We start from the raw sequence: 21,947 nt of genomic DNA on the forward strand, positions 1-21,947 counted from the left end.
GCGCGGCTACAATCGAAGGTTTCAGGATGTGTGAAGACCGCAAATGCAGGTATTTCTTGGGGATCCTAGCCGTTTCGGCCTGCCGGGCTGCGCGTTGACCATCGGCAATTTCGATGGCGTGCACCAGGGGCATAGACGCATGTTGCAGCGCTTGCGGCAGGAAGCCGCAGGCCGGGGCTTGCCGACCGCCGTGCTGACGTTCGAGCCGCATCCGCGCGAGTTCTTTTCCCGCGCCAATCCGCCCGCGCGCTTGTCCACCTTGCGCGACAAGCTGGTGGAGCTGGAGGAGTCGGGGCTGGTGGATTACGTGTTCGTATTCCGCTTCAACCATAGCTTCTCGAAAATGACGGCGTCGGAATTCATCGAGCGAGTGCTGGTCAAGGATTTGAAAACGCGCTACCTGCTGATTGGCGATGATTTCCAGTTTGGCACGGCCAGGCAAGGGAATTTCGAGTTGCTGGCTTCCTGTCCGCATTTCGTCACCGAGGCGATGCCGTCGGTGCTGGTGCAGGGCGAGCGCGCTTCCAGCACCTTGGTGCGGCAAAAGCTGGCGGCCGGCGATCTGGAGGCGGCCAACGCTTTGCTGGGCGATATCTACCGCTTGTCCGGCAAGGTGATGCACGGCAAGAAGCTCGGGCGTACCATAGGCTTTCCCACGGCCAACATTCATTTGCCGCATTTGAAGCCGGCCTTGCAAGGCGTGTTCGTGGTGCAGGCGGATACGCCGTTCGGCCGTTTGGGCGGCGTGGCCAGCCTGGGTTTGAACCCGACGGTCAGCGATACGCCGGATTACAAGCTGGAAGTGCATTTGTTTGATTTTTCCGGCGATCTGTACGGCAAGCGGCTGACGGTGCGCTTCCTGAAAAAATTGCGCGATGAAGCGCGCTATGATGATTTGGCGACGTTGGTGGCGCAGATTGAACGCGACGCGGCCAGCGCCAAGACCTATTTGACAAGTTTGCAGCGAGAGCAGGCATGAGCATCGATTATCGTAAAACCGTAAACCTGCTGGATACACCCTTCGCCATGCGCGGGGATCTGGCCAAACGCGAACCGGCCTGGGTCAAGAGCTGGCAAGAAGAGAAGCGCTACGAAAAGCTGCGCAAATTGTCGGCCGGCCGTCCCAAGTTCATCCTGCATGACGGCCCGCCGTACGCCAATAACGACATTCACCTTGGCCATGCGGTCAACAAGGTGTTGAAGGACATCATCGTCCGCTCCAAGACGCTGGCCGGCTTCGACGCGCCTTACGTGCCGGGCTGGGACTGCCACGGCCTGCCGATCGAGCTGATGGTGGAAAAGCTGCATGGCAAGGACATCCCGGCGGCCAAGTTCCGCGAGCTGTGCCGCGAATACGCCAAGGAGCAGGTGGCGCGCCAGAAGAAGGGCTTCATCCGCCTGGGCGTGCTGGGCGATTGGGACAATCCCTATCTGACCATGGACTTCAAGACCGAGGCCGACATCGTCCGCACCCTCGGCAAGATCCATGAAAACGGCTATCTGACCAAGGGCGAGAAGCCGGTGCACTGGTGCATCGAGTGCGGCTCGTCGCTGGCCGAAGCCGAAGTGGAATACGAAGACAAGGTGTCGCCGGCGATCGACGTCGGCTTCAAGGTGATCGACGCCGACAAGGCCAGCGCCGCCTTCGGCGCCGACGCGAATGGCGCGATGGCGGTGATCTGGACCACCACGCCGTGGACGCTGCCGGCCAACCAGGCGGTCGCCGCCGGCGCCAACCTGGATTACCAGTTGGTCGATACCCCCAAGGGCAAGCTGATCCTCGGCAAGGACCTGGTCGAGTCGGCGATGAAGCGCTACGGCGTGGAAGACTTCCGCGTGCTGGGCGAAGCCAAGGGCGAGGCGCTGGAGCTGATCCAGCTGCAACACCCGTTCTACAGCCGCCAAGTGCCGGTGATCCTGGGCGACCACGTCACCACCGACGCGGGCACCGGCCTGGTGCACACCGCGCCGGCTCACGGTCTGGAAGACTTCCAGGCCGGCCTGCAGTACAAGCTGCCGATCGCCAATCCGGTGGCCGATGACGGCCGCTACAAGAGCACGACCGAGATTTTCGCCGGCATGCTGGTATGGGACGCCAATCCGCGCGTGATCGAAACGCTGGAAGCACACGGCGCGCTGGTGCACAAGGCCAAGCTGGAGCACAGCTACCCGCACTGCTGGCGCCATAAAACGCCCATCATCTTCCGCGCCACGCCGCAATGGTTCATCAGCATGGACCGCCAGGCCAATGGCGGCGAGACGCTGCGCGAAATCAGCCAGCGCGCGGTGGACGCCACCGAGTTCTTCCCCGCCTGGGGCCGCGCCCGCCTGGACGCGATGATCAAGAACAGCCCCGACTGGTGCGTATCGCGCCAGCGCAACTGGGGCGTGCCGATGACCTTCTTCATCCACAAGGAGTCGGGCGAGCTGCATCCGCGCTCGGCGCAATTGCTGGAGGAAGTGGCGCTGCGCATCGAGCAGCAGGGCATCGAAGCCTGGTTCAGCCTGGACGCCAAGGAGCTGCTGGGCGACGAGGCCGAGCAATACCGCAAGCTGACCGACACGCTGGACGTATGGTTCGATTCCGGCGCCACCCACTTCGCGGTGCTGAAGCAGCGCCCGGAGCTGGCCTGGCCGGCTGATCTGTACCTGGAAGGCTCGGACCAGCACCGCGGCTGGTTCCAGTCGTCCTTGAAGACCGGCTGCGCCACCATCGGCCGCGCGCCGTACAAGCAATTGTTGACCCACGGCTTCACCGTGGACGACAAGGGCTACAAGATGTCCAAGTCCAAGGGCAACGGCATCGATCCGGAAGAAATATGCGGCACGCTGGGCGCGGACATCCTGCGCTTGTGGGTGGCCAGCGCCGACTACTCCGGCGACATGTCGCTGTCGCAGGAAATCCTGAAGCGCACTACCGAGAGCTACCGCCGCCTGCGCAACACCATCCGTTTCCTGCTGGCCAATCTGTCGGACTTTGATCCGATCGAACACGCCGTGCCGGTGGCCAAGATGGTGGAGATGGACCAATACGCGCTGCTGCGCGCGCGCCAGGTGCAAGAGAAGGTCGTGGGCGAGCTTTACTCCCGCTACGCCTTCCACCATGTGGTGCAGGAAGTGGTCGGCTATTGTTCCGAGGACTTGGGCGCCTTCTATCTGGACGTGATCAAGGACCGCCTGTACACCACCAAGGCCGACAGCCACGCTCGCCGCAGCGCCCAGACCGCGCTCTATCACATCACCCGCAGCCTGTTGCTGATGGTGGCGCCTATCCTGTGCTTCACCGCCGACGAGGCCTGGAATGTGCTGGTGGATAGCGAAGAAGAGTCGACGCTGTATCACATCTGGCACGAATTCCCGGCGCAGGCCGCCGAGCGCGAGGATGCGCTGGCGATCAAGTGGCAAGCCATCCGCGAGCTGCGGGCCGCCGCCAACAAGCAGATCGAAGAGCTGCGCAGCGCCGACAAGCTGGGCTCCTCGCTGCAGGCTGAACTGGAGATCGCGGCCCCGGCCGAACTGGCCCGCGCTTTGCTGAGCCTGGGCGACGAGCTCAAGTTCGTGCTGATCGTGTCCAAGGTGGCGGTGAGCGAAGCGGCTGAACTGGCTATCCGCGTGACGCCGTCGACGCATGAGAAGTGCGATCGCTGCTGGCATTACCGCACCGACGTCGGCAGCCATGCCGGCCATGGCGCGGTGTGCGGCCGCTGCGTGGACAACCTTGACGGCCAGGGCGAGCAGCGCCTGCATGCCTGATCCATCCGGGGCCGCAAGGCGGCCCCGGTGTTGAATGGAAAGCTATAGATGGATTCTGCAATGACGATGCCGGGCGCAGGGCGCTGGATGAAATGGTTTGTGCTGGCGGCCCTGGTGGTGGTGCTGGACCAGGTCAGCAAGCTGTATTTCAACGGCAATTTCCAGTATGCGGAAGTGCGTTCGGTGATAGAGGGCTTTTTCAGCTTCACCTTGATTTACAATTCCGGCGCAGCCTTCAGTTTTCTGCACGATGCGGGCGGTTGGCAAAAGTATTTATTCACCTTGCTGGCCTTTGCCGTGTCGGGCTGGCTGGGCTGGAACATCGTCAAGGGGCGCTTTAGCGGCCTGATGAATCTGGCCGCCGCCTTCATCATCGGCGGCGCGCTGGGCAATGTGATAGACCGTTTGGCCTATGGCCATGTGATCGACTTCATCATGGTGCACTACTACAACCAGTGGTACTACCCGGCTTTTAATCTTGCGGATTCCTTCATCTGCGTCGGCGCGGCGCTGATGGTGCTGGACAGCCTGAAAAAGCCGACGCCTTGAGCGGACGGTGATTGGATTCAAAGCAATGGCCCGCGGCGCGGGCCATTCGTGCATGCGCAGGGCAAAACCCTGGACAGATTAAGGAAATACAGATGACGAAGACCATCATGCTTGCCAACCCGCGCGGCTTCTGCGCCGGCGTGGATAGGGCCATCGCCATCGTCGAGCGCGCCATCGAGCTATACGGCGCGCCCATCTATGTCCGCCATGAAGTGGTGCACAACCGCTTTGTGGTGGAAGACCTGCGCAATAAGGGCGCGGTGTTCATCGAAGAGCTGAAGGACGTGCCGGCCGGCAGCACGCTGGTCTATTCCGCCCATGGCGTGCCCTTGTCGGTGCGCGCCGAGGCGGAGGCGTTGGGATTGAACGTGTTCGACGCCACCTGTCCGCTGGTCACCAAGGTGCATGTCGAGGTGAAGCGGATGAACAAGGCCGGCATGGAAATCGTCATGATCGGCCATGCGGGCCATCCCGAGGTGGAAGGCACCATGGGGCAGGTCGGTTCCGGCATGTATCTGGTGCAGACCGTGGACGACGTGGCGACGCTGGAGGTGAGGCATCCGGAACAGCTGTCCTATGTCAGCCAAACGACTTTGTCGGTTGATGAGACGCGCGACATCATCGCCGCGCTCAAGGAGCGCTTTCCGGCCATTCATAGCCCCAAGAAAGACGATATCTGCTACGCCACGCAGAACCGCCAGGATGCGGTGAAGCAGTTGGCTGAGCAGTGCGATATCGTGGTGGTGGTCGGCTCGCCCAATAGCTCGAACTCCAACCGCCTGCGCGAAGTGGCGGCGTTGAAGGGCGTGGACGCCTATATGGTGGACCAGGCCGAATTATTGGAACCGGACTGGTTCGTCGGCAAGACCCGTGTCGGGGTGACGGCCGGCGCCAGCGCGCCGGAGGTGCTGGTGCAGGCGGTGATCGATCGCATCAAGGCATTCGATGTCAGCCATGTGACGGAATTGCCCGGCGTGGAAGAGAATACGGTCTTCGCTTTGCCGCCGGCGCTGCGCTCCTGAGCAGAGCGCCGTGACGTGAACAGGCCGCCCGTTTGAGGCGGCCTTTGCGTATGCGCAGAGTGTTGGCGCGGACCATGGGGCGAGGAGCGCGCGGCAAGGCTAAAGGGGGCCATTTACAGGGTGGGATTGTTTGAATAGGATAATGGAATAAGGCAAGACTGCGTGCGCCGACGCCAATCTTTTTCCATAGGATGAACACCATATGAAGCTCATTAAAATAGTCTTGCCGCTATTGGTCTTGCTGATATCCGGCTGCGCCGCGGCGCCTTCCGGCGATAAGCAAAGCGAAGAGGATCAAAATTGGCAAGTGCCGGCGTATTCCTTAGGCAGCAATATCGCGCGTCACAGCGACAGCAGAACGACCACGCTTACCGATGGCGCCCAGCAGGAGCTATTTGATCAAATTCGGCATGCCAGCCCGACGACGCCCAGTAAATAGTCTAAAGCGTTAGCATTATCCCAAAAGACGGCGGCGCGCCTTGCGCCGCCGTCTTCATTTCTATTCTATCGCTGGTTTGGGGCTCATCCATGCCATGTTTGGCTTGATCTCGCCTTGGGTCGATCCGCCAAGGCGGACCATTTCACATGGCTCAAGTCGTGGCGCGGTTTTGAACCGGCTTAGCCGCTCGCGGGCGGTTCACGCCTGAACTGTCGATTGAACGCGCGGCGGATGTCCGCATTCCGCGAGCGGCTTGCTGAATTGTCAGTCGCAGGACGGCTGGCGTGTCGCATCGTCGCGCGGGCTAACGGCCGGAGAAAGCCGCGAGCGCCATAGCACGGCGGCGCTTAGCGATAAGCCGCTGCCGCTGCAAAGCAGCAAAGCGGTTTGACTGCCAATTTCATCGGCCAGCAAGCCTGCTGCTGCGGCGCTCAAGGCAGCCACCCAAACTTGCCGCCGATAGCTGCAAGCGCTGGCGGCGGCAATCTGCGCCGCGTCAAACCGCCGCAGCAGGCCATGCCAGCCCAGGCAGAACACCACATTGCTCAGCACATGGGCCAGGAAAACCAGGATCAGCGCCGCACTCAGCCATGGCAGGACCGCTGCCATTTGATAGCAGCCGACGAAACCGGCCAGGCACAGCAGAATCAGGCGCAGCGGCTGGTTTTGCAGCTGCCGCTCGCGGATCAGCAGCGGGCCGCATAGTTGGCCAAGGCTGCGGGCGAATAATAGCGCCAGCACGGTTTGCTGCGGCGAGGATGCATGAGGCGTCAGCGTGGGCAGCAAGGCCATGGCCGGCGCGCCGACCGCCGTCAGCGCAGGCAACAGCAGCAGACTGCCGCGCTGCGCGCTATCTAGCTGCGGCGGCAGCGCCTGAACGGGTGCTTGCGCTCCGGTTTCGCTGCGCAGGGCGGGCAAGCGGCAGAGCAGGGCGATGGCCAGCGCGTAGCTGCCGGCATTCAGCAGCAACAGCAGGCTGTCGTCGATGCGCCCCTCCAGCCAGACGCCAATGCCTATGCCGAGCAACACATGGCAGGCGAAGACCAGCGTATCGATAAAGGCCGCGGCGGCCAGCTCGTTTTCTGCCAATTTTGCTTTGCTGTAATGGCTGATGGCGGGCAAGGCCAGTCCTGCGGCCAAGGAGGAGACGGATTCCGCCAACTGCAAGACGGGAATGGACTGCCAGTGCAGGCCAAGGGCCGGCAGGATCAGGCCTATCAAGCCTATTGCCTTGGCCAGCATCAGCGCATGGCGGCAATCGGCGCGGCGCAGCAGTTTTTCCCCCAGTTTGCTGCCCGCTAAGCCGGGGGCGGAGGACAAGATAAAGGCCAGCGCGAACGATGAGGGCGAGGCCTGCAGTCGGCTGAGCGCCGCGAAAACGACGATGAAGGTGAGGCCGCTGCCGATGGAGCTGAGCGCCAGCGCGCCGCAGAACAGGCGCAGCCAAGCATGGCGGCGCAAGGCCTGCCGGAAAATCAGGAACATGATGTGTCCTTCCAAGAGGTTTCGGAATTCAAAAATGGTCGAAACGCGTCTGGCCGGACATCACATGGGTGGGGGTCTCAATCTTAAAAAGCGCTTAGGCCGGGCATGGCTGATGCCTGGCGTTCAATTGCGGCGGTGATCAAGGGGGCGTTTCCGCTTTGCCTATCGGGCACGCCATGCCGCCTGTACGGCTTGGCTGGCTGTCGAGGCGGTACGATGGCATTCACTAGCCGGCAGGCGCAACGGCGCTGCGGAACATGCGATCTATATTATTTTTCCGCGGCAAACTTGTAAATATATGGATGTCATTTTGCGGCGCGAAAGCCGGCGCGCCTCAAGCATGCCGGCTTGCTGCGCGTTTAGCTTACTGCTGGACTGGCGCGAAGCCGGTGGTGCGCGGCGGCGGCGGGGCGAAACCGGTGGTCGGGCCATAGGTGGTTTTGCCGCCGGAGACGCCTTGCACTTCGTCGTCGCTCAAGCGCGCCATGCGAGCCAGCGCCAAGCTTTGCTCCAATTGCGCGTCGAGTTGATCGGCTGCGATGGTTTGACACTTCTTCATGCTGCTTTCCTTTCATTGTCAGAGGGGTGAAAAATCCGGAATGCCGCGTCCGCCGTCTAGTTGGCGGCGGGGGTGGGGGGGATGCGGGCTTGGGCGATGACCTCATCGGGATTCATGTCCATCGACACCACCTGCGGGCAGCGCTCACAGGCGTTGCGGCCATGTTGGTCCCACCAGACGCATCGCGGGCGAATGGCGCAATAGGCCAATTGTTCGACCACAGGCGGCGCGGTCTCGACGATCCGGTTAGCCAGCGTGCATTGCGAGCTGCCTTTGTCGTGATGGAGGCAGTCTTGCTGGGCGCAGAGGCCTGCGGTGCGGAAGATCTCTTCTGGCGCGATCTCGCCCAAGCGGCTGCGGTCGATGCTTTCGACCGGCACAATCTGTTTCAGATACATCACCCGTCGTTGTTCGGCGCTGCCGCCCACCATGCCGAACACCATGGTGCCGTTGCTGCCGAAGGCCGAGCTGGGGCAGAGCTTGTCTTTGTCCTGATTCATGGGCTCATTCCTGCCTGCGAGATAATTCAGCTGCGCGGCGCGCGTTCTGAGGTCGATGCCGTGAGCGCTTGCAGCCGTTTGTCATATGGTTCGCGATTCATGCCTGGATAGGCTGGGATTTGTTGCTACAACTAAATAGCTATCAAAATAAAGCAATAAAATTTCAATTAATTAAAATATCAAGCAATATGTATGATGTGTCGCTGCTGTTGCGAATAATGACAAATGGAAATAATAGAGTCAAATATATTGATAGTTTGGGAAGGAATAAGGCGGGACGTGTTGCGCGGGGGAGACGGCGGCAGACGCCAGCGTTCAGCTAGCGCCTGCGGATTGGGAGGACTTAGAAGGGCAGTTCAGGCTGGGCGCCGCTGGGGTGCTCAATGCGCGCCACGGCATCGCCTTGCGCCAGGCGCAGCGTCACTTTTTCGTGATTCAGCAATTCCGCGGGATTCTTCACCGCTTGGCCGTTTTGCTTTTGCACGATGGCGTAACCGCGCGCCAGCACGGCCTCTGGGTTGAGGGCGGTCAAGGTGGCGGCGAGTTGCGCCAGTTGTTGCCCGCGGCGCTCCAGCAGGCGGTCGCGCGCGCGCTCCAGCCTGCTTTGCTGGGCTTGCAGCATCTGGGCGTGCGCCGCGGTGTCGGGCAGATGGCGGCTGAGTTTGGTGTTGGCCAGTTGCAGACGCCAGCGGCCTTGTTCGAAGGCGGCGTATACCCTTTGCCGCAGCCGGCTTTCCAGCGCCTGCAGCTTCTCGCGCTGAGCCTGCAGCTTGGCGCCGGGGTGGGTCAGGCGGCGCGAGAGGAAATCAAGCCGCTGGCTTTTGTCGGTCAGCAAGCGTCCCAGCGCACGCTCCAGCGTGCGCTTGGCCTGTTCCAGCTGCATCGCCAAGTGCTCGCGGTTGGGCGACACCAGTTCCGCGGCGGCAGTGGGTGTCGGCGCGCGGCGGTCGGCGACGAAGTCGCAAATGGTGAAGTCGGTTTCGTGGCCGACGCCGCTGACGGTGGGGATGGGGCTGTCGGCCACGGCGCGGGCGACCACCTCCTCGTTGAACGACCACAAGTCCTCGATGCTGCCCCCGCCGCGGCAGACGATCAACACTTCCACCTCGCGTCTTTCGCCAGCCAGGCGGATGGCGTTGGCGATTTGCTGCGCCGAGCCCTCGCCCTGGACCTGGGCGGGATAGAGTATCAGCGGGATGCCGGGCATGCGGCGGCGCAAGGTGCTGACCACATCGCGCAGCGCGGCGGCGGCCGGCGAGGTGACGATGCCGATGGCGGCGGGGTGGCTGGGCAGCTCGCGCTTGCGCGCGGTGTCGAACAAACCTTCCGCCTGCAGCTTGGCTTTCAGCTTCTCGAATGCTTCGAACAGGCGTCCCAGGCCGGCGGCGCGCATATCGGCGACATTGATCTGAAAATCGCCGCGTGCCTCGTACAAGGTGACCTGGCCGCGCAGCTCCACCTGCATGCCCTCGCGCAGGCGGAACGGCAGCAAGGACAGCTTGTGGCGGAACATCACGCAGCGCACCTGGGCGCCGCCATCCTTCAGCGAGAAGTAGCCGTGGCCGGAGGCGGCCAGCGTCAGGTTGGAGATTTCGCCGCCTATCCAAACCGGCGGAATGCCGGCTTCCAGCAGGTCGCGGGCCATGCGATTGAGCGAAGAGACGCTGATGACATCTCGATTGCGATCAAGGAAATCCATTCTTGTCAAGTGATCCACAAGGCGCTTCTGGAGCAATTATTCGATGCCCGGCCTGGCGCGAGGTCGGACGGAGTGTTCGGTATCAGATTTAAAAATCAATAAAATCAGCGGCTTACTTATTGTTGGACACAGGGTTTAATTTCAATGGAAGCCTTGACTGACGGGCTTCTCAGGCAGCTGTGCACCGACTTGTCAACAAAGTTATCCACAGTTCGGCCCGGGTTGCCGGGATAAGCAAGCCCGGCGCGGGATTCGGTAAATATGCCTGCTGCAATTCTCGTTTGGCATTGTTGTGCCGCAGCACTCGTGGAGTAAGCACTTGCTATTTGCGACGCAACATGAAATTTTCATGACAATCTGCCCCGGCCATGACTTGCCGCGGCGGTAGCTACGCTGCGGCCAGGCTGCATGATAACAAGCGACGGCCATCGTATCATCGACGAAGCGCGTAAAAATGAGGAGCGGAACATGGAGCTGCGCTGTTTGCAGGGCGATATCACCTTGTTGAGCGTCGATGCCATCGTCAATGCCGCCAATAACAGCCTGCTCGGCGGCGGCGGGGTGGATGGGGCGATACACCGGGCGGCGGGGCCGGAATTGTTGGCCGCGTGCCGGGTATTGGGCGGTTGTCCCACTGGCGAAGCCAAGCTGACGCCAGGCTTCAATCTGCCGGCGCGTTTTGTGATTCATACCGTGGGCCCGGTTTGGCAGGGCGGCGGCCAGAGAGAAGCTGCACTGCTGGCAGCCTGCTATCGCAACAGCCTGGCGCTGGCCGCCCGCCACCAGTTGGCAAGCATCGCTTTCCCCGCCATCAGTTGCGGCGTATACGGCTACCCCCTGGCAGAGGCTTGCGCGCTGGCGGTGGCGGAAGTGCGCGGCTGGTTGGCCAGCCAGCCGCATGCCTTGCGCGAGGTGAGCTTCGTCGCTTTCGATGCCGCGGTTTTGGCGGCCTATCGCCGGGAAGTCAGCTGACCTCGCCCTTGGACGGCCGCGGCAGTTGTCCGCCGCAATGCTTGCAGAAGCGGGCATCCCAATCATGGCCTTCGGTGAAGCAGTGCGGGCACAGGCGGGTGGCGGAGCGGTTGTCGGGCATGGGGTCGGGAACGCTGCGGGCGATTTCCGCGCTGACAATGCCGGTGGGCACCGCGATGATGCCGTAGCCGGTGATCATCACCAGGCTGGCCAGCGCCTGTCCCAGCGGCGTTTTCGGGGTGATGTCGCCGAAGCCGACTGTGGTCAGCGTGACGATGGCCCAGTAGATGCTGATCGGAATGCTGGTGAAACCGTGCTCGGGGCCTTCAATCACATACATCAGCGTGCCCAGCACGATCACCAGCAGAATGACGGTGACCAGGAACACGGTGATCTTGCGGCGGCTGGCGAGCAGCGCTTTTTGCAGTTGCGCGGCCTCGCCGAGGTGGCGGCTGAGCTTGAGGATGCGGAACATCCTGAGCAGTCGCAGGATGCGGATGTCGGCCAGAAAGCGGCTTTCCGGGATGAACAACCCCAGGTACAGCGGCAGGATGGACAGCAGATCGATGATGCCGAAAAAGCTTTTCATATAGCGCAGCGGCTTGTGCACGCAGATCAGCCGCAGGGCGTATTCGATGGTGAACAGAATGGTGAACAGCCAGTCCAATACGGTCAGCAGCGTGCCGTAGCGCTGGCGGATGGACGCCACGCTTTCCAGCATCACGCAGGCGACGGACACCAGAATGGCGATGGTCAGTGCCAGGTCGAACAGGCGGCCGGCGCGGGTGTCCGCCTCGTAAATGACGATGTACAGCTTGCGGCGCCAGCCGGACAGCGGAATGAGGTTTTCCTGGGTAGGCATGGGAATCGGGTTCAGGTTTCTTTTGACTATAACAAAGCCGGTTAGAGCGACGGCCTGGCATTTGGTTTGCAGGATATAAGCAAACAATATTAGGTTCGAGCAAGGGCTTTGATTATGATGTCGAGGAATATCGAGACAGTCATTGTCGGTTCATAAGGAATAAGACTATGCGCATCGCCAACACCATCACCGATTTGATCGGCAACACCCCGCTGGTCAAACTCAATCGCGTCACCGAAGGTGCCGGCGCCACCGTGGTGGCCAAGCTGGAGTTCTTCAACCCGGCGCACAGCGTGAAGGACCGCATCGCGGTGGCGATGCTGGATGCGGCCGAAAAGGCCGGCAAGATCAAGCCGGACACGGTGATCGTGGAGCCGACCTCAGGCAATACCGGCATCGGCCTGGCTATGGTGTGCGCGGCGCGCGGCTACAAGCTGGTGATCACCATGCCGGAAACCATGAGCAAGGAACGCCGCCAGCTGCTGAAAGCTTACGGCGCCGAGCTGATCCTGACGCCGGGGCCGGAAGGCATGGGCGGAGCCATCGCCAAGGCCAAGGCGCTGGTGGAGGACTATCCGGAAACCTACTTCATGCCGCAGCAGTTCGAGAATCCGGCCAATCCGGAAATCCACCGCAACACCACGGCTGAAGAAGTGTGGAACGATACCGACGGCAAGGTGGATATCTTTGTGGCCGGCGTGGGCACCGGCGGCACCATCACCGGCGTGGGCGAAGTGCTGAAGGCGCGCAAGCCCGGCGTGCAGATTGTCGCGGTGGAGCCGGACGCGTCGCCGGTGCTGTCCGGCGGCCCCAAGGGTCCGCACCCCATCCAGGGCATAGGCGCGGGCTTTGTGCCGGCTATCCTGAATACCGAGGTTTACGACGAAATCATCCGCGTCAAAAATGAGGACGCGCTGCAAACTGCCCGCGATGTCGCCACCAAGGAAGGCGTGCTGGTGGGGATTTCCTCCGGCGCGGCGGTATGGTCGGCGATTCAGCTGGCCAAGCGCCCGGAAAACGCCGGCAAGCTGATCGTGGTGGTGATTCCGTCTTTCGGCGAGCGCTATCTGTCCACGGCGCTGTTCGAGCATCTGGCTTGATCATCGCCTGCCGCATGCACCAAGAACCCGGCCGCGCGCCGGGTTTTTTGTCGTCATCGGTCACGGAGCGTCAGACATTGGCCATTGACGGCGCAAGGGCGGGGCGGGCTACAATGGCCGCCATGAAAAGACCGCTAATCGTGTTTTCTCTGTTGGGATCGTTGACGGCATGCAGCGCGCTGCAGCAATTGGGCGCGCCGGTCCATGCCGGCAGCGAGGCCGCCCGTCCCGCGCCCGCCGCGCCGGTCAAGGCCAAGAGCAAGGTGGACCTGCTGCTGGCCGAGGCCAATAGCCTGGCCGACAAGGTCAAGTCGGGCGAATTGACGCGCACCGCCGCGGCCGATCAGCTGGGCGCCGCGCGGCTGCGCATCGCCGGCGGCAATCCGGTCGACAATGACAACTTCGCCGTCTATCGGCAGTTGACCGTGGACCGGGAGGCCGGGCGCATAGACTCCGATGCTTTCCGCGCCAAACTGGAAGCGCATTTGCGCGAGTGGATGCGGCGCTGGCCCAAATACGCCCCCAAGCCGGCCGATCCGGCGTTTACCAATTTCCTGCTTAAGTTGTACGGCCTGCCGCCTTTAGGTTACTGAATGAAGTCCAAGAAACAAGCGAATACCGCCTGCCCTTGCGGCGGCGAGAGCCTGGCCGCCTGCTGCGGCCGTTATCATCATCCCGACGCGCCGCCGGCGCCGACTGCCCAAGCCTTGATGCGCGCGCGCTACAGCGCCTTCGCGCTGGGGCTGGAAGACTATCTGCTGGCCACCTGGCACCCCTCCACCCGGCCGGAAAAGCTGGACCTGGAGGAAGATGCCGGGGTGGTGAAATGGATAGGCTTGGAAATTCTCCGTTGCGAAGCGGGGCTGGAAGGCGACAGCGAAGGCGCGGTGGAATTCGTCGCCCGCTGGAAAGTGGGCGGCAAGGCAGAGCGGATGCGCGAAACCAGCCGCTTTGTCCGCGAAGACGGGCGCTGGTATTACCTGTCCGGCCAGCTGGCCTGACCCGCGCTTGTCCTGGCGCAAGTTTGCGCCTATCTCTGTTTGACCCTGAGCGGAGGATGGCGGGAGCATAAGGTTTTCCATGGCGGGAAAAATCATGCTCACCGTTTACTCCGATTCCCACCGTCTGCAGCATGGCAAGGCCGAGCTGATCGACGGCACCCTCAAGCCCTGCTTTGAAACCCCTTCGCGCGCCGATATGGTGCTGGCCGCCGTGCGCGAGCGCGATGTCGGCGATGTCATCCACCCGCGCCGTCATGGCGTGGAACCGATTTTGCGCGTCCATGACGCCGCTTATGTCGAGTTTCTGCAAACCGCTTGGCAGCGCTGGAGCGCCATGGGCCGCGACTACGACGCGCTGCCCAAGATGTGGCAGATCCGCCGCCTGCGCGAGGCCATTCCCGAGCATGTGGAAGGCCAGCTTTGCTATTACTCGATGGACTGCGGCACGCCGCTGACCGCCGGCACCTGGGAGGCGATCACCGCGGCCGCGGATTGCGCGCTGACCGGCGCGGACCGCTTGGTGGGCGGCGAGCGGGCGGTGTTCGCGCTGACCCGGCCGCCGGGCCACCACGCGGCGCGGGATTACTGCGGCGGCTATTGCTTCTTCAACAACGCCGCCATCGCCGCGCAGTCATTGCGCGACCACGGCTGCCGCAAGGTGGCGGTGCTGGATGTCGATTACCACCACGGCAACGGCACGCAAGATATCTTCTATCAGCGCTCCGATGTCTTGTTCCTGTCCATCCATGGCGATCCGCGCACCGAATACCCCTTCTTCCTGGGCTTTGCCGACGAAAAGGGCGAAGGCGAGGGGCTGGGCTACAACTTCAATTTCCCCCTGGCTGCGGGCGCTTGCGTCAGCACCTGGTTTGTCGCGCTCGATTGCGCGCTGGAGCAGATCGGCCGTTTCGGCGCTGATGCGCTGGTGGTGTCGCTGGGCGTGGACACCTTCCGCGGCGATCCCATTTCCCGCTTCCAACTGGATTCGCCCGACTTCGTCACCCTGGGCGCGCGGCTGGCGGGACTGAAGCTGCCTACGCTGTTTTGCCTGGAAGGGGGCTATGCCGTCGATCCAATCGGCACCAATGTGGCCAATGTTTTGGCCGGTTTCGAGGCGCGCGGCTAGCGGAGAATTTTGTTGCGGGGTGGTCTATCCTCAAAGAGTCTTTCGCCGTTTCGGCGGCGGAGCGAAACGTGGAGAAGTCAGATGGGGAAGAGCGTGGACAATTTGTTGTTTGGGCTGGGCAGGCCGCTGCCGCCGTTCGACGGCATGGCGGAGTCGGCCAGGAAAAATGTAGCGGCGGCCTTGTCGGGAGAGCAGGCGCTGGAGTTATTGGCGCTGGCCTCGGTTTTCGAGGAGCGCGGCGAGGCGTTGGCCGGCAGATTGCTGGGCGCGGCGATAGCCGATGCCTGGGAGGCGCTGGATGATGCGCAGATGCTGAAGGCTACCCAAGCCTGCAGAAGGATCTTGGGAGGCACCCGGCATTAGCGGGCAGAGGACTTTGCGCATGGCGTGCGCAAAGGGAGTCGGAACGCGACAGGGAGGATATTCGCATGGGCTTGGCCTTGAAAACCTTGTTGTCGGAACTGGAGGATCAGAGGGCTGGAAATCCGGACGTGGTGGCGGTGCTGGCGCTGGAGCAGGTGCGCACGCTGGTGGTGCCGCTGGATTTGACCGCTTGCCGCGAGCTGCGGGTGCTCGCGCATGTGTTCAATGGAGATCAAGCCGAGCTGGCGGCCGCGGTATTGCGCGCGGCGCTGATCGATATCCAGGAGCACCTGGGTCAGGATCTCGATGATCTGGCGTCGGTGGCGAGAAAGCATATCGACGCTTGCTGATGGCGGCGCAAGCCGCAGAGTGCCGCGATGGCGGCGAAAGAGCCGGGCGATGATGTCCCGGCTCTTGTCATTTTTGCCTCAGCAAAGCCTCTATCCGCGCCGCCAGTTTTTCCGGCCGGGTGAAGGGCGAGAAGCGGGCGACGACGCGGCCCTGGCCATCCACCAGAAACTTGGTGAAGTTCCAGCGTATGGCTTGCCCCAGCCAGCCTGGTTTTTGCTGCTTCAGATAGCGCCACAGCGGCGCGGCGGCCTCGCCGTTGACGTCGATCTTGTCGGCCATGGCGAAATCCACGCCGTAGTTTTTCTGGCAGAAGGCGCCGATCTCGGCGCTGCCGCCCGGCTCCTGCTGGCCGAATTGGTTGCAGGGAAAGCCTATCACCACCAGGCCCTGGCCGGCGAAGCGCTGGTGCAGCGCCTCCAGGCCGGCGTATTGCGGGGTGAAGCCGCAGCGGCTGGCGGTATTGACCAGCAGCATCACCTTGCCCTGATAGGCATCCATCTTTTGCTCGCCGCCATCCAGGCGGCGGAAGCTGAAATCGTAAACGCTCATGGCGAGCCATCATTCGCGGGAAAAGCCTTGGATGATGGCGGCAATGGCCGGGCCTGGCAAGCGCGCCAGGACGCAGTTTTCGCAATGAGAGGGGAGGCGGCGGAATGCTGCCGCGGGCGCAAACATGCGAGCCTGAGCTGGCGAGGCGAAATAAAAAGGGGGCGCAGCGGCAAGGGGGAACCGCGACGCCCCAAGAAGAAACAGCTTGCTGTGCAAAGGGTCGGCATAACCGGGAAGTCAGCTAACCCTTTGTTTATCCTAGAACAGATGCCGCGAATTGCGAGTGGGATTTTCTCGCGTTGCGGAAACAAAACAGGATGGCCTGGGCCATCCTGCGGGTAGAGCGCGGCGGGCGCTGAAGATCAGGGGCGGGGCAGGGTGACGCCAACCTGGCCCTGGTATTTGCCGGCGCGGTCTTTATAGGACACATCGCAGACTTCGTCCGACTCGAAGAACAACACCTGGGCGACGCCTTCGTTGGCGTAGATCTTGGCCGGCAGCGGCGTGGTGTTGGAGAATTCCAGCGTCACATAGCCTTCCCATTCCGGTTCGAAGGGCGTGACGTTGACGATGATGCCGCAGCGGGCGTAGGTGGATTTGCCCAGGCAGACGGTCAGCACGCTGCGCGGAATGCGGAAATATTCCACGGTGCGCGCCAGCGCGAAGCTGTTGGGCGGAATGATGCAGTAGCCCTTGCCCGACACTTCCACAAAGGAGTTCGGGTCGAAGCTCTTGGGATCGACGATGGTGCTGTTGATATTGGTGAACACCTTGAATTCGTCGGCGCAGCGGATATCGTAGCCATAGCTGGAGGTGCCGTAGGAAATCAGCTTCTGGCCGTCGGCGGCCATTTTCACTTGGTTGGCCTCGAACGGCTCGATCATGCCCTGTTCGGCCGCCATCCGGCGGATCCACTTGTCCGATTTGATGCTCATAGTTTTTGGCCCGTTTGTCGATATTGCAATGGCTGCGATTTTAACCGCTTAGCCTCATGTTGGGGGGCTGAAATTGTCCTCCGCGTGCTGATTGCTCGCAGGCCTATCCCATTTTCCGGCATCATCACCGGTTTGCGTCAGGTCAAACCCTTATCGGATTGCGGCAATTTGCCGCAGGAGCCGGGAAGGGGCTGCGATATACTAATGCAAACTATTCGCATTATCTTGGGATTTCAACGATATGCTGTCTCTGGATCGATTTCCTAGCGGCGCCGCCGGCGTCGTGGACCGGCTGGAATTGGCTGACGAGGCCTTTCGCCGCGTCGCCGCTTTCGGCTTGGTGCCGGGCTGCCGTTTTCATCTGCGCCGCGCCGCGCCATGGGGCGGCCCCTTGTTGCTGGAGGTGGGGGCCACCCGTTTCCTGCTGCGTCGCAGCCTGGCCCGCCATATCCAGGTGAGGGCCGAAGCATGAAGCGTTTCGCCCTGATAGGCTTGCCCAATACCGGCAAGTCGACTTTGTTCAACCGTTTGACCGGCATGTCGCAGCGGGTGGGCAACTGGCCCGGCCTGACCGTGGAGCTGATCAGCTCGCGCCTGCTGCTGGGCGGCAAGATGGTGGAGCTGATCGATCTGCCCGGCGTCAACGACTTGACCGGTTACACCGACGACGAGGCGGTGGTGCGCGATGTGCTGCTGTCCAGCGCCTTCGACGGTGCGGTGCTGGTGCTCAACGCCAGCCAGCTGGACCGTCAGCTGCCGCTGGCGCTGCAGGTGATCGCCAGCGGCCTGCCTTGCCTGGTGGCATTGAATATGGCCGACGAGGCCAAGCTGCTGGGCGTGACGGTGGATGCCGACGCGCTGGCGGAGCGGCTGCAGGCGCCGGTGGCGCTGGTGTCGGCCAAGCGCATGGAGGGCTGGCCCAAGCTGATGGCCGCGCTGAACCAGTTGGCCGCCCAGACCGGCCCGGCCGTGCATGCCCAGCTGGAGCGCGTGCCGGAGGCGCAGCGCGCCATCGATCTGGCGCGCCGCAAACTGGACGGCTGCTGGCGCTTGCCGCCGGTGCTGCCGACCTTGATGACGGAAAAGGTGGACCGCTGGTTGCTGGATCCCTGGCTGGGCTTGCCTTTGTTCTTCGCCTTCATGGCCTTGCTGTTCAATCTGACCTATCAAATCGGCACGCCGCTGCAGGACGCGGTGGGCGGCGGGCTGGATTGGATCAAGGATCACGCCTTGTCGCCGGTCGTCAGCGCGTTGCCGCCGATTTTGCAGAGCCTGATGGTGGATGGCATCTGGCAGGGCGTGGCCACGGTGCTGACTTTCGCGCCCATCTTGTTCGTGTTCTTCGTGCTGATGGCCATGGTGGAAGACAGCGGCTATCTGGCGCGCGCGGCTTTTCTCACCGATGCGATGATGGCCAGACTGGGGCTGGATGGCCGCGGCTTTGTGATGCAGTTGATGGGTTTCGGCTGCAATGTGCCGGCGATACTGGGCACGCGGGTGATGCGCGAACGCAAGCAGCGGCTGTTGACCATGCTGGTGATTCCGTTTTCCTTATGCTCGGCCCGTTTGCAGGTGGTGGTGTTCTTTTCCGGCATCCTGTTCAGTAAAACCGTTGCGCCGTGGGTGGTGTCCGGCCTGTATCTGATGACCTTTGTCGCCGCCATCATCACCGCCTGGGTGTTCAAGCGCCGTTACCGCGGCGACGAGGCATTCTTGCTGGAAGTGCCGCCTTATCGCTTGCCCGGCGCGCGCCATATGCTGACTCGGGCGGTGGGCGAGGTCAGCGCCTTTCTGCGGCTGGCTTCCACCTTTATCCTGGCCGGCGTGGTGATGGTGTGGCTGCTGACCCATATTCCAGCCGGGCATGACAAGACCCTGGCCTATGTGTTGGGCGAGGCGCTGTCGCCGGTGCTGGACCCGATAGGCATCCGCGCCGAGCTGGCCGTGGCCTTGCTGTTCGGCTTCATCGCCAAGGAGATTCTGCTGGGCAGCCTGGCGGTGATCTATGGCGTGTCCGAGGCTGGTTTGGGCGGCGTCTTGGCGCAGCATCTGGACTGGGTGTCGGCGATGAGCTTCCTGATCTTCACGCTGGTGTATGTGCCTTGCCTGTCCACGGTGGCGGCGATGCACCGCGAGTCCAAGAGCTGGCGTTTCACCGCGATGTCGGTGGCTTGGTCGGTGCTGCTGGCTTGGGTTTTGTCGTTTGCCTTCTACCAGGGCGTGCATCTGCTGCGCTGAGCGCCTAGAATGACGCTTTGAATACCCATAACAACAGGACCTATCATGCAAGGCGATCCGAAAACCCTGTCGTTGCTCAATGATCTTCTGGCCGAGGAGCTGTCCGCAGCCGATCAGTATTTCATCCATGCCGAGATGTACAAGGACATGGGTTTGCACAAGCTGTTCGAAAGAATAGACCACGAGCGCGAGGATGAGCTGGAGCATGCGCGCACGCTGATCGCCCGCACTTTGTTTCTGCAAGGCAAGCCCAATGTGGCGCGCCGCGTGCCCATCGAGGTGGGCGAGGACGTGCCGGCCATGCTGAAGGCCGACCTGGAGGTGGAGTACCGCGTCGGCGCCTTGTTGAAAGAAGTGATCGCTCATTGCGAAAGCGTGCGCGACTACGTCACCCGAGACGGGCTGATGGTGCTGTTGGAAGAAACCGAAAACGATCATGCCCACTGGCTGGAGCAGCAGTTGAAGCTGATCGAGCTGATGGGCGTGGAGAACTACCAGCAGTCGCAGATGTAAGCTGGGTTGGTTTAGGATGGTTTGTCGAATGCCCGGCCTGGCGCCGGGCATTTTCATTGAGCGGGCCGAGAGAGGGGCGCGGCCCCGCCGGTGGCATTCGCATCAAGCTTGACCCCGCTCAGCGCGGCGCGCGGCTATTGCCTTGATAATGCGGCGGATTTCAATTCCAACCGGAGCGCCGCGATGTACGAGCATCACTCAACCGATTTATCCGTCACCTGGCTGGGGCAGACCATGCCGGGCTGCCTTTACAATGCCTCGGGCGTGTGGTGTCGGGAAGAGAGTGAGTTGGAGGCGGTGCGCCAGTCGGCCGCCGCGGTGATCAGCAAGAGCGCCACGCTGGCGCCGCGCGAAGGCAACCCCGAGCCGCGCTATTGCCAGACGCCGCTAGGCAGCATCAACTCCATGGGCTTGCCCAACCGCGGCTTTGCATACTATCTGGATTACGCGCGCCGCTACGATTACCTCTGCGGCAAACCTTTGTTCTTGTCCCTGTCCGGCATGACGCTGGAGGACAATTGCGAGATGTTGCGGGTTTTGTCGGAACAGGGCTTGCCGGCTATCCCCGAGGTGAATCTGTCCTGCCCCAATGTGCCGGGCAAGCCGCAGCTGGGCTATGACTTCGCCGCCACGGCGGCGGCGCTGGACGCTTTTGATCGAGCTTATTCCGGCCTGTATGGAGTCAAGCTGCCGCCGTATTTCGATCCTGCCCATTTTTCTGCGATGGCCGACATTCTCAATCGCCACCCGCGTTTGGCTTTCGTCACCTGCATCAACTCCATCGGCAATGGTTTGGTCGTCGATGTCGAGAGCGAATCGGTGGCGATCAAGCCCAAAGACGGCTTGGGCGGTTTGGGCGGCGACTATGTGCTGCCGACGGCGCTGGCCAATGTGCGCGAGTTCCATCGCTTGTTGCCGGGCAAGGAGGTGGTGGGCTGCGGCGGGGTGAAAAGCGGCCGTGAAGCCTTCATGCATATTCTGGCCGGCGCGCGCGCGGTGCAGGTCGGCACTTGCCTGTATCACGAAGGCCCGGCGGCCTTTGCCCGCATCGCCGCGGAGCTGGCGCAATTGATGCGGGACAAAGGCTATCGTTCGCTGGATGATTTCCGCGGCAAGCTGCGCGTCTTGTAAGGCTTAATCGAACCGCCAGCAGGCCATGGACAGCGAGCCCGCTCGCCAGTCGTCATGCAGCTTGACGGGCACGGCGTTTTCGTCGGCCGCGCCCAGCGCCGCCAGCAGCGGGTTGAAATGCTCGTCGCTGGGGTGATTGTCGCGGGCATGCGGCGCAAGCTGCAGCCAATTGACGATATCGCCGTGGCGTCTTTCGAGCAGCGCCTGATCCATCCAGCCCGCGAAGGCCGTGGCCCAGGGTTGGGGCGCGCTGCCTTCGGGGCTGAGATTCCATAAATTATGCGTATAGCTGCCGCTGCCCAGGATCAGCACGTTCTCATCGCGCAAGGGCCGCAGGGCGCGGCCTAGCGCGTAATGCTCCGCGGCGCTGGCTCTGTGGCGCAGCGAGATCATCACCACGGGGATGTCGGCCTGCGGATACATCAGCAGCAGCGGCGTCCACATGCCGTGGTCAAGCGGCCGTTCGGCCGTGGTCGACGCGCGCAGGCCGGCGGACGCCAGCAAGCCGGAAACCTGCGCGGCCAGCGCCTGATCCGTGGCGGCGGGATAGAGCAAGGTGCGCAACACCGGCGGGAAGCCGCCGAAGTCATACAGCGTGCCGGGATGCGCCTGCTGGTTGACGGTGAAGGCGTGAGTTTCCCAGTGCGCCGAGAGGATGATGATGGCGCGGGGCCTGGGCCAGTCTTGGCCGAGTTGTTTCAGAAAGCGGCGGGTGGGGCTGTCTTCAATCGGCAGCGTGGGCGCGCCGTGGGAGATGAACAGAGCGGCTTGTCGAATGCTCATGATCGTGTGCCTGTGTA

24 protein-coding genes are annotated in these 21,947 nt (G+C 62.4%); 16 read left to right on the top strand and 8 right to left on the bottom strand.

The genetic code is table 11. The features are described from left to right. The first annotated feature begins 43 nt into the window (after window positions 1–43). From NKT35_RS13330 to NKT35_RS13350, 5 genes are all read left to right on the top strand, one after another. Window positions 44–979: a bifunctional riboflavin kinase/FAD synthetase gene (locus NKT35_RS13330; RefSeq protein WP_254293696.1), complete on the top strand. Its 936-nt coding sequence runs from the start codon at window positions 44–46 to the stop codon at window positions 977–979. Continuing rightward, window positions 976–3,753 (top strand): isoleucine--tRNA ligase, encoded by a 2,778-nt coding sequence (ileS, locus tag NKT35_RS13335; protein ID WP_254293698.1) that lies wholly within the window; start codon window positions 976–978, stop codon window positions 3,751–3,753. Before NKT35_RS13330 ends, ileS begins: the two co-directional genes overlap by 4 nt. Before the next feature lie 48 nt (window positions 3,754–3,801). After that, on the top strand, window positions 3,802–4,302 hold the full coding sequence (gene lspA, locus NKT35_RS13340; protein WP_254293700.1) for a signal peptidase II: 501 nt from the start codon (window positions 3,802–3,804) through the stop codon (window positions 4,300–4,302). A gap of 92 nt (window positions 4,303–4,394) precedes the next feature. Beyond that, window positions 4,395–5,324, top strand: coding sequence for a 4-hydroxy-3-methylbut-2-enyl diphosphate reductase (gene ispH, locus NKT35_RS13345; protein WP_254293703.1), 930 nt, complete (start codon window positions 4,395–4,397; stop codon window positions 5,322–5,324). Between the two features lie 202 nt (window positions 5,325–5,526). Continuing rightward, window positions 5,527–5,763, top strand: a complete 237-nt coding sequence (locus NKT35_RS13350) for a hypothetical protein (protein WP_254293705.1) — start codon at window positions 5,527–5,529, stop codon at window positions 5,761–5,763. 264 nt (window positions 5,764–6,027) lie between these two features. Here NKT35_RS13350 and NKT35_RS13355 read toward each other — a convergent pair whose 3' ends face one another. From NKT35_RS13355 to xseA, 4 genes are all read right to left on the bottom strand, one after another. Next, window positions 6,028–7,248 carry an MFS transporter gene (locus NKT35_RS13355; protein WP_254293707.1) on the bottom strand — a complete coding sequence of 407 codons (1,221 nt, stop codon included), beginning with the start codon at window positions 7,246–7,248 and terminating at the stop codon, window positions 6,028–6,030. A gap of 364 nt (window positions 7,249–7,612) precedes the next feature. Then, window positions 7,613–7,807 (bottom strand): hypothetical protein, encoded by a 195-nt coding sequence (locus NKT35_RS13360; RefSeq protein WP_254293709.1) that lies wholly within the window; start codon window positions 7,805–7,807, stop codon window positions 7,613–7,615. A gap of 56 nt (window positions 7,808–7,863) precedes the next feature. Beyond that, on the bottom strand, window positions 7,864–8,307 hold the full coding sequence (locus tag NKT35_RS13365) for a hypothetical protein (protein WP_254293711.1): 444 nt from the start codon (window positions 8,305–8,307) through the stop codon (window positions 7,864–7,866). A gap of 343 nt (window positions 8,308–8,650) precedes the next feature. Next, a complete protein-coding gene (gene xseA, locus NKT35_RS13370; RefSeq protein WP_254293713.1) occupies window positions 8,651–10,006 on the bottom strand; it encodes an exodeoxyribonuclease VII large subunit in 1,356 nt (451 codons plus the stop codon). A gap of 468 nt (window positions 10,007–10,474) precedes the next feature. Here xseA and NKT35_RS13375 point away from each other — a divergent pair, with 468 nt between their 5' ends. Then, window positions 10,475–10,978, top strand: coding sequence for an O-acetyl-ADP-ribose deacetylase (locus NKT35_RS13375; RefSeq protein WP_254293717.1), 504 nt, complete (start codon window positions 10,475–10,477; stop codon window positions 10,976–10,978). On the opposite strand, the gene NKT35_RS13380 is transcribed toward NKT35_RS13375, so the two are convergent. Beyond that, window positions 10,971–11,840: an ion transporter gene (locus NKT35_RS13380; RefSeq protein WP_254293720.1), complete on the bottom strand. Its 870-nt coding sequence runs from the start codon at window positions 11,838–11,840 to the stop codon at window positions 10,971–10,973. The two genes, NKT35_RS13375 and NKT35_RS13380, sit on opposite strands and share 8 nt — an antisense overlap. Window positions 11,841–12,007: 167 nt before the next feature. On the opposite strand from NKT35_RS13380, the gene cysK reads away from it, so the two are divergent. The 6 genes from cysK to NKT35_RS13410 all read left to right on the top strand — a co-directional run bounded on the left by cysK (window position 12,008) and on the right by NKT35_RS13410 (window position 15,780). Next, complete coding sequence (cysK, locus tag NKT35_RS13385; RefSeq protein WP_254293722.1) at window positions 12,008–12,940, top strand: cysteine synthase A; 933 nt, start codon at window positions 12,008–12,010, stop codon at window positions 12,938–12,940. 122 nt (window positions 12,941–13,062) lie between these two features. After that, the gene (locus tag NKT35_RS13390) at window positions 13,063–13,533 is read left to right on the top strand and encodes a hypothetical protein (RefSeq protein ID WP_254293725.1); all 471 of its coding nucleotides are present in this window, start codon (window positions 13,063–13,065) and stop codon (window positions 13,531–13,533) included. Next, window positions 13,534–13,941: a YchJ family protein gene (locus NKT35_RS13395; protein WP_254293727.1), complete on the top strand. Its 408-nt coding sequence runs from the start codon at window positions 13,534–13,536 to the stop codon at window positions 13,939–13,941. It begins immediately after the preceding gene. Between the two features lie 94 nt (window positions 13,942–14,035). Beyond that, entirely contained in the window at window positions 14,036–15,067 is a 1,032-nt protein-coding gene (locus tag NKT35_RS13400) for a histone deacetylase family protein (RefSeq protein ID WP_254293730.1), read from the top strand. Between the two features lie 81 nt (window positions 15,068–15,148). Further along, window positions 15,149–15,430 carry a hypothetical protein gene (locus NKT35_RS13405; protein WP_254293732.1) on the top strand — a complete coding sequence of 94 codons (282 nt, stop codon included), beginning with the start codon at window positions 15,149–15,151 and terminating at the stop codon, window positions 15,428–15,430. Window positions 15,431–15,495: 65 nt separating this feature from the next. Beyond that, entirely contained in the window at window positions 15,496–15,780 is a 285-nt protein-coding gene (locus NKT35_RS13410; protein ID WP_254293735.1) for a hypothetical protein, read from the top strand. A gap of 67 nt (window positions 15,781–15,847) precedes the next feature. Here the strand turns inward: NKT35_RS13410 and NKT35_RS13415 are convergent, their stop codons facing one another. Both NKT35_RS13415 and dcd read right to left on the bottom strand, forming a co-directional pair. After that, entirely contained in the window at window positions 15,848–16,330 is a 483-nt protein-coding gene (locus tag NKT35_RS13415) for a glutathione peroxidase (RefSeq protein WP_254293737.1), read from the bottom strand. A gap of 362 nt (window positions 16,331–16,692) precedes the next feature. Next, window positions 16,693–17,265, bottom strand: a complete 573-nt coding sequence (gene dcd / locus NKT35_RS13420) for a dCTP deaminase (protein ID WP_103902941.1) — start codon at window positions 17,263–17,265, stop codon at window positions 16,693–16,695. Window positions 17,266–17,506: 241 nt separating this feature from the next. On the opposite strand from dcd, the gene NKT35_RS13425 reads away from it, so the two are divergent. The 4 genes from NKT35_RS13425 to NKT35_RS13440 all read left to right on the top strand — a co-directional run bounded on the left by NKT35_RS13425 (window position 17,507) and on the right by NKT35_RS13440 (window position 21,147). Beyond that, a complete protein-coding gene (locus NKT35_RS13425) occupies window positions 17,507–17,737 on the top strand; it encodes a FeoA family protein (protein ID WP_254293739.1) in 231 nt (76 codons plus the stop codon). Further along, window positions 17,734–19,503 carry a ferrous iron transport protein B gene (gene feoB, locus NKT35_RS13430; RefSeq protein ID WP_254293741.1) on the top strand — a complete coding sequence of 590 codons (1,770 nt, stop codon included), beginning with the start codon at window positions 17,734–17,736 and terminating at the stop codon, window positions 19,501–19,503. The genes NKT35_RS13425 and feoB overlap by 4 nt, the downstream gene beginning before the upstream one ends. A 45-nt stretch (window positions 19,504–19,548) precedes the next feature. Next, window positions 19,549–20,016, top strand: a complete 468-nt coding sequence (bfr, locus tag NKT35_RS13435; RefSeq protein WP_254293744.1) for a bacterioferritin — start codon at window positions 19,549–19,551, stop codon at window positions 20,014–20,016. 183 nt (window positions 20,017–20,199) lie between these two features. Further along, entirely contained in the window at window positions 20,200–21,147 is a 948-nt protein-coding gene (locus tag NKT35_RS13440) for a dihydroorotate oxidase (protein WP_254293746.1), read from the top strand. A 3-nt stretch (window positions 21,148–21,150) separates the two neighbouring features. Here NKT35_RS13440 and NKT35_RS13445 read toward each other — a convergent pair whose 3' ends face one another. Next, the gene (locus tag NKT35_RS13445) at window positions 21,151–21,930 is read right to left on the bottom strand and encodes a DODA-type extradiol aromatic ring-opening family dioxygenase (protein WP_254293750.1); all 780 of its coding nucleotides are present in this window, start codon (window positions 21,928–21,930) and stop codon (window positions 21,151–21,153) included. Between the last annotated feature and the right edge of the window lie 17 nt (window positions 21,931–21,947).

The sequence above is a fragment of the Chromobacterium sp. IIBBL 290-4 genome (genome assembly GCF_024207115.1).
Taxonomy (GTDB): domain Bacteria; phylum Pseudomonadota; class Gammaproteobacteria; order Burkholderiales; family Chromobacteriaceae; genus Chromobacterium.